The sequence below is a fragment of the Ferdinandcohnia salidurans genome, from assembly GCF_042680725.1.
Classification (GTDB): Bacteria; Bacillota; Bacilli; order Bacillales; family Bacillaceae_L; genus Ferdinandcohnia; species Ferdinandcohnia salidurans.
The window spans coordinates 22006-30373 of record NZ_JBHUEK010000027.1 but is presented as its reverse complement, the minus strand read 5'-3'; the positions used below and the strand labels follow the sequence as shown (position 1 = coordinate 30373).

The window sequence follows — 8368 nt, the reverse complement described above, 5'->3', positions numbered from 1 at the left end:
GCGTTCATCCTGAGCCAGGATCAAACTCTCCAATAAGAGTATTGATTGCTCAATAGTTTGTTACTTAAGAATTAAACGTTGACGCTTGTATTGTGTTCAGTTTTCAAAGAACTTTTTAACCCGCTGTTCATCAGCGACTTTTATAATATATCATCTTTAAAAGTTTATGTCAACAACTTTTAAAAAGTGATTTATTTTTTTCAAGTGCTGTAATAGCGACCTACTTAATATACCAAGTTTAAGGTTTACCGTCAACCTAATTTTTTCTAGAATATTTAACCATACTTTTGTCGTTATTACACATCCCGACAAAAACCAATTCCAAAAGATCTAACAAAATTAAAAAAGATACCAGACTTTTAAATCTGGTATCCCCTCATTTATTAAACTAAGAAGATAAAATATAAGATAAAGATAATGAATAAACCGTACATGATAGGGTGTATTTCTTTCGCTCTTCCTTTAACTATCATAGTGATTGGGTAAAAGATAAAGCCAATTGCAATACCAGTTGCGATACTTGAAGTTAAAGGCATTGTCAGGATTGTTAAGAATGCCGGAACAGCAATCTCGAACTTTTTCCATTCAATATCGCCTAACGTTGCAACCATCAATACCCCAACAATAATTAGTGCTGGTGATGTAACGGCTGGTGTTACAACTCCTAATAATGGAGAGAAGAATAAGGCTAGTAAGAAAAATACTGCTGTCACAACTGAAGCAAATCCTGATCTTGCACCTGCAGCAACACCTGCTGTTGATTCAACGTAAGAAGTTGTTGAAGATGTTCCTAAGATAGCTCCGATTACTGTACCAGTTGAATCTGATACTAAAGCTCTTCCTGCACGAGGAAGTTTATTATTTTTCATGATACCCGCTTGGTTCGCTACCCCTACTAATGTTCCTGCTGTATCAAAGAAGTCAACGAACATTAATGTAAGAATCACAATCAGCATGTCCATTGTAAAAATATCTCCGAAGTTAGCAAATGCTGCTCCGAATGTAGGTGCTAGACTTGGTACAGAACTAACCACCTTGTCCGGTACTTCAATTAAATTAACAATCATCCCTATAATAGCTGTGATTACCATACCGATAAATACAGCACCGTTTACTTTACGAACCATTAGGATTACTGTAATGACAAGACCAAAAATAGTTAATAATGTGTTTCCGTTTGATAGGTCACCCAACGCTACTAGAGTAGCTGGATCTGCAATTACAATCCCCGCGTTTTTAAATCCTATAAATGTGATAAATAATCCAATCCCCGCACCAACTGCTAGCTTTAGGTTTTGCGGAATGGCATCGATAATCTTTTCACGGATGCGTGTTAACGTTAGAAGAACTAAAAAGATTCCTGATACTAAAACACCCGATAAAGCGGTTTGCCATGAAATTCCCATTCCTAGTACAACTGAATACGCGAAGAATGCGTTTAGTCCCATACCAGGCGCTAAAGCAACAGGATATTTGGCAACAATCCCCATAATAAGTGTACCAATCGCAGCTGCAAGTGCGGTTGCAACAAATACTGCGTTAGCATCCATTCTTAACTCTGATGGTAAATCCGGTACATCACTTAATGATAAAATTGATGGGTTAACGAATAAGATATAAGCCATGGATAAAAACGTTGTTAGTCCACCAATGATTTCTCGTTTGTAAGTAGTTCCAAGCTCATCGAATTGAAAATACTTTTTCATAAATAGATTCCCTCTCCCTTTGATCCATATCGTCGTACTTAAGAGCTTCGATTTGGTAATAACGCATAAAAAGCGCCCCAGATTAATATCTGAAGCGCTTGACATTAAGGATAACGATAGAAAAGGAGAATCATAGTTAATTGACACTCTCCATTATCAGTTATACCTCGTAGTCAAGCTAATTTACGGTAGCCTGGTAGAAACTTTTGGGCCATATTCCCAAGATTATACGACGTATTTCAACAAAATCTGATTTCGATTTTATTATATGACAATGTACCTAGAGAGTCAACCTAAAAAACGAACATTAATTTAAATTTATTTTATATCGTTCGTGTATTATTCCCATTCAATTGTTGCAGGTGGCTTGCTTGTAATATCATACACAACTCTGTTTACATGATTTACTTCATTTACAATTCTTGTTGAAATGACTTCAAGTACGTCCCATGGGATACGAGCCCAGTCTGATGTCATTCCATCAATCGAAGTCACGGCACGAATACCAATTGTGTAGTCATAAGTTCTTGCATCACCCATTACACCAACACTTCGGATATCAGGAAGAACAGTGAAGTATTGCCAAATTTCGCGTTCTAGGCCTGCTTTTCGGATCTCTTCCCTTAAGATGTAATCTGATTCACGAACAATCTCCAGTTTATCATCGGATATCTCACCTAAAACACGAATACCTAGTCCAGGTCCTGGGAATGGTTGGCGCCATACGATTTCATCTGGAATACCGAGTTCCGTTCCAAGTGCACGTACCTCATCTTTAAATAAAGCATTAAGTGGTTCAATTAATTTGAACTGCATATCTTCTGGTAATCCACCAACATTGTGATGTGATTTGATTGTTTGTGCAGTAGCAGTTCCACTTTCAATAATGTCTGTATAAAGAGTACCTTGTGCTAGGAAGTCGATTCCTTCTAGCTTTGCAGCTTCATCATCAAACACATAGATAAACTCATTACCGATGATTTTACGTTTTTGTTCTGGGTCGCTTACGCCTTTTAATTTATTTAAGAAGCGATCTTTTGCATCAATTTTTATGACATTCATATGGAAGCCTTCGCTAAAAGTCTTCATAACACTTTCAGCTTCTCCCTTACGAAGCAAGCCGTGATCAACGAACATACATGTTAATTGGTCGCCTATTGCTTTATGAATTAAAACAGCGACAACTGAAGAATCTACTCCACCACTAAGTGCGCAAAGAACTTTTTTATCGCCAACTGTTTGGCGGATTTTTTCCATTTCAATTTCAATGAAGTTTTCCATTGACCAGCTTTCCGAACATCCACAAGCTCCGAAAACAAAGTTTTTAAGAAGATCATTTCCGTATACTGAATGGCGTACTTCAGGGTGGAACTGAACACCATATAATTTACGAGCTTCATCACTCATAGCTGAAATTGGGCAAGATGGGCTAACTGCATCAACTGAAAAGCCTTCTGGCGTTTCAACTACTAAATCTCCGTGGCTCATCCATACAACTTGCTCATTTGGGATATTTGTAAAAAGCACTGATTCATTTTGAACAGTAATCGTTGCTTTTCCGTACTCACGATTATGAGCCTTTTCTACACGGCCGCCGAAATGTTGTGTCATGAGTTGCATTCCGTAGCAGATTCCTAACACAGGAATCCCTAAATCGAAAATTTTCTCATCACATCTGAATGAGTTTTCATCGTACACACTATTCGGTCCACCAGATAATATAATTCCCTTTGGTTGCATTGCTTTGATTTCTTCAACTGTCATTGTGTGAGGATGGAGTTCACTATAAACACCAAATTCACGGATTCTGCGAGTAATTAATTGATTGTATTGACTACCGAAATCTAAAACAACGATCATTTCTTGAACGTTATCCACAAAATCACCTCGTTATATTTTGTAATATACCCACCAGATATTATGCATATCAAATTCGCCAGGGCGAATTTGCGCCCAGATTTTTTCGAGCAAGCTCGAAAACTTACCTTTGAAAATCTGTGGCATCCGCCGGAGGCTTTTTTTACCTTTATTTAGTAAGGTACTAAGTAAAGGTAAAAAAAAGAATTCCACCTAATAAAGGCAGAATTCTAGGTCACGTACTTAAATAGAATAACTGCCTTCATAGTCAGACCATTTACGGTGGCCCGGTAGAAACTTTCGATCCATATTATCGAGGATATACGAAGGAACTTCTATTAAAATTGTGTTTTAATTCTATCAACCAGGTACCTATTGGTCAAGATGATATCTTTTTAATTAAATTTTCCCATAATTCAACTGACTTTTCCCATTCTACAGCAGCATTATCTTTGCGGTATAGGGCACGTTCATAGTTTAGCGTTAATCGCTCCATTTCATGTCCTTTATAAAACTTATCAACTTGGATAGAGTATTCCCTTAAGGTTTGCCCTTCTCTTCTCGGGAAGCCTACTCGTGACAATTGTTTTAGCAAGGCATTATAGGCTTTAAAATATGCCTCTTCATCTTTCGCATTTTTGTATAGCCAAATATAAAGATATGGGATCCATCTTTTTCGAGTCTGAAATACGAGATAACCTATCAAGGAGATGCTTAATAAGAATATCAGCACATATTTCCACGAGAACGTATTTGCTATTGTATCAAAAATGCTCGTTTCCTTCTCTTCGGACTTAGGCTTAGCAACAGTTTCTTCAACCTCTTCTTCTTCAGGGACTACCTCTGGTGAAGTTTGTGGCGTTTGACTGTTTGTATTTCCTGTCGTTGATAAATCATAGGAAAATAGATTTGAGTTACTAAATCCTTTTGTTGGCTCAAATGGAACCCACCCAAATTCCGGAAAGTATACCTCAACCCAGGAGTGTGCATTATTGTTTGTGATTTCATATGAATTTAATTCCACTCGCTGCCCTTCTGTATAGCCCTTTACCCATCTTGCCGGTATATCAACTGCACGTAATAGGACAACCATGGATGTTGAAAAGTTATCACAATAGCCTATTTTTGTATCAAACAAGAACTGATCGACATAGTCCTCATCCGCTGTTGGAATAGCCACATTTTGCGTATCATACGCAAAGCCATTGGCTGAAAAATAGCCTTCGACTGCCTTTACTTTATCGTATCGATTCGTCTGTGAGCTCGTGATTTCTACTGCAAGTTCTTTAACACGTTCAGGGAGGTCATCAGGTAATTGAGTATATCTTTCTTTAAAGTTGTTATGCTGCTCAAGGCCACCCGGCTGTATGATTTCTTTTAAATGGTTAATATAGTATTTCGGATACTGATAATTCATGGTATAGCTATCCAATTTGACTTCATCATCGCCTCTTAAAGTCGAAATTTTTTCGGATAATGGGTTTACACTAAAATAAATATCTGGGGCTGTCTCAACTGACGTTAACCCTAATGGATACACGATATGGGAATACTTTAGATCCATCTGAATCTCCGTTTCGAATTCCTCAACCTCAGTTTTTGGCTCATACCAATTCAACACGGTATTTTCAACATTAAAGGTTTCTTTGTCAGCTTGACCAGATAATTTCCAACCCTTCCCTGTGTAGGTATCCTTAGATTCAACTCGCCAATAATGGCGTTTTTCTGTCTCAGCCGTAAACACAACTGTATCATCCGCGATAAATGGCCCACCTAGATTTTGATCATTGGTTCCATATCCAATTTTCTTTACTCCATTGATGGAGCCGTTCGTATTTTCTTGCCCATATCCCTTTAAAAATGGAACTGGGTCGGGCCACTGAGGAGATGCTTTCGGTGAAACATAACCAATAAATGTAGAAAATAAAATAAAAATGGCTAATGGTATCGCCCATTTTTTCCCGATGTTGACATGTTTAGAAAGCTCTTTATCCTTTAAACGCTCAAATTGTAAAATCCCAAGCATAAAAAATCCAATAAAGACCGTTCGAATAATGGCTGCTTTTGCATCATATGGGCTAAATGTATCAATCACCGTGATATAAATGATCGTCAATACGAAAAACAGAAGTATTCTTTTTTGATGAGTAAACCAATAATGAAGCAAATAACTCATTAACCAAAGTAAAATGAAAAAGAGAATTGTCCGAAAGATCGGCGTCATCCCCAACCAATTCGCTTGGAACATAAGCCCAATATTTTTCATAAAATCACTAATAAATATACCTAACCATGTTGAATCTAAAAAATCATATCTAAAATACAAAGAATGAATCATATAAAAAATAAGGAAAATTTTAATCAATGCACTAAACACAAACGGCACTCGCAGATATAACAATAGAAAGCTGACACCAATGAAAATGATAAACCCTGCAGTTTCCTTTGTATCTGTCACAGTTTCAAGGGGCCTTAACCATTCCCAAAGTAAGAGAAAACCAAATATATTTAATAATAGGTTTCGAACATCACGTTTTGCTGGAATTTTAGGCTTCATGATTTCCTCACCTCATTAAAGACCTCTGTGAATTGACCTTCATAAACAACTTTTGCAAAAACTTGATGCTTTCTGATTGCTTCAAGGACACCAAATTCATCCTGCGTCAGCTGGGTTCCTCTTTCTTTCACCACAAAAAGCTGTAAGTCAGCGTTTCGCATCGAAAACCTGCCAACCAAATGAATCGTATCCTGACTTAATTCACTTGTGACTAACATGAAAGTTACAGGTTGGTAATTTTTTTTGATTTCTGATTCCACAATTTGTGAAAATGATAGTGGACTATTGTCTTTTACTTTCGCAAGGTGGTGATAGATTGCTTGTTGCTGGGATTCTCCATTTTTTAACGGGAAAATAGCTTGGTCTTCCCCAATCGAGATAAATGAAACCTGTGCCCCTTTTCTTAATATTGCTTTCGTTAGTGAGGCTGTAAAGGTTACAATCTGTTCAAAATGGGATGATTCTGATCGATCCATGAATAAAACAACATCATGGCTTTGCTGCTGCTCAAACTCTTTCGTCATAATTCCATTTCGTCTAGCCGATGCCTTCCAATCAATCCATGAGAATCGGTCACCAGGTGTATATTCCCGTACACCGATTGCAATTGCTGTATCCCGCTGTAATCTTACGTTTGAGGAAGTCATCCCCTGTTCAAAACGACTTTCCTTTTGTCGGTATACCATATCTACGTACTGTGGATATACTAAAAACTGGTCACGTACTGGCGCAACGGCTTCTTTTTCAATAAGTCCGAATAAATCTCCTGTCTTCATTCGGATCCCCTCTAAGAGATGCTCCCCCCGCGGGACTGAGTCAAACTTGTATTTGTAAGTTAACTCCCGCTTAAACCAAGGGAATAGGATAACCTTTGAGTGTTTAGATTCTTCATATTTTTTCAATTGAGGTGGAAGAAGCTCCTCAATAATTAGATACATAAGTGGGAAAGGGATATTTCTTCGAATCAAGATCGTTGCTTCAAATTCCTCCCCTGCTACATACTCACTATGGCTGATGTGACGTTCCAGTTTAAAATCTTTAAGAGGATAGATTGATAGAACAAAAGAATACAATCCAAATGGGATAAAACTATAAAATAGAAACCAGCTTACGAACCCACCTTGAAACATCGCATATACAAATGTAGCTACAATCAGAAGAAAAATATTGACGAGTTTCCCCATTTCTTTTAGTTTTCGAAATAGTCTCCTCATTAACGATTCAACGACCTTTGCACTGGAATTGGTGTTCTTTCAATGATTTTCGCTACTATTTTTTCAGTTGTCATTCCTTCAAATCTTGCTTCTGATTTTAATATGATTCGATGTGGAATAACATATAACGCAAGATATTGAATATCATCCGGTATTACAAAATCCCTACCGTGTATCAACGCATAGGCCTGGGATGCCCGCATTAATGCAATCGACCCACGCGGGCTAGCCCCTAGATAAACGGAACTATGCTCTCTCGTTCGGCTCACTAAATCTACAATATATTCTTTAATTGTTTGGTCAACATAAACTTCTTTTGCTTCATTTTGAAGAGAAACGAGTTCTTCAAGTGTAATTACCGCTTCTAGTTTTTCAATTGGCTTGGACTTTTCCGCTCGATTCAACACCTCAATTTCCTCATGAACGGATGGATACCCCATTTTCATTTTTAATAGAAAACGATCAAGTTGCGCTTCTGGTAGTGGGTATGTTCCTTCATATTCAATCGGGTTTTGGGTTGCCATCACAAAGAAAGGCTTAGGTAACATTCGGGTTACTCCGTCAACAGTGATACTGCTTTCTTCCATTCCCTCAAGCAGGGCCGATTGTGTCTTCGGAGAGGTTCTGTTGATTTCGTCCGCAAGTACAATATGGCCAATAATTGGACCCGGTCTAAACTCAAATTGAAGTTCTTTCGGATTATAGATGGACGTTCCAGTTACATCTGACGGCAATAGGTCGGGCGTAAACTGAATCCGCTTGAAGTCCGCACTCACTGATTTTGCAAGAGAACGCACCATCATGGTCTTCCCGACACCTGGTACATCCTCCAATAAGACATGTCCCTCTGACAATAATGCAACCAAACTCAGTGTGGCTACATCTCTTTTTCCGATCATTACTTTTTCAATGTTTTCAATAACTTTTCCTAAAACTGGATGTAACATATCAAGCTGCGCCATTTTCCGTCCCCCTATTTACCTAGCATCTTCTTACAATATATGTAACCATTATACTATCCACCATATTATGAT

The 8368-nt window shown here is 37.9% G+C and carries 5 protein-coding genes and 2 riboswitches; all 5 genes read right to left on the bottom strand.

Annotation, left to right across the window (positions count from 1 at the left end; all coding sequences use genetic code 11):
• Positions 1-383 precede the first annotated feature (383 nt).
• Complete coding sequence (locus ACFSFW_RS19155; RefSeq protein WP_099363800.1) at positions 384-1706, bottom strand: NCS2 family permease; 1323 nt, start codon at positions 1704-1706, stop codon at positions 384-386.
• A gap of 150 nt (positions 1707-1856) precedes the next feature.
• Positions 1857-1959, bottom strand: a riboswitch (purine riboswitch).
• Between the two features lie 86 nt (positions 1960-2045).
• Positions 2046-3566, bottom strand: coding sequence for a glutamine-hydrolyzing GMP synthase (gene guaA, locus ACFSFW_RS19150; RefSeq protein WP_388040598.1), 1521 nt, complete (start codon positions 3564-3566; stop codon positions 2046-2048).
• Positions 3567-3808: 242 nt separating this feature from the next.
• A riboswitch (purine riboswitch) is annotated at positions 3809-3910 on the bottom strand.
• A 32-nt stretch (positions 3911-3942) separates the two neighbouring features.
• Complete coding sequence (locus ACFSFW_RS19145; RefSeq protein WP_388040592.1) at positions 3943-6120, bottom strand: transglutaminaseTgpA domain-containing protein; 2178 nt, start codon at positions 6118-6120, stop codon at positions 3943-3945.
• Entirely contained in the window at positions 6117-7334 is a 1218-nt protein-coding gene (locus tag ACFSFW_RS19140) for a DUF58 domain-containing protein (protein ID WP_388040590.1), read from the bottom strand. The genes ACFSFW_RS19145 and ACFSFW_RS19140 overlap by 4 nt, the downstream gene beginning before the upstream one ends.
• The gene (locus ACFSFW_RS19135; protein WP_388040588.1) at positions 7334-8296 is read right to left on the bottom strand and encodes an AAA family ATPase; all 963 of its coding nucleotides are present in this window, start codon (positions 8294-8296) and stop codon (positions 7334-7336) included. The genes ACFSFW_RS19140 and ACFSFW_RS19135 overlap by 1 nt, the downstream gene beginning before the upstream one ends.
• Between the last annotated feature and the right edge of the window lie 72 nt (positions 8297-8368).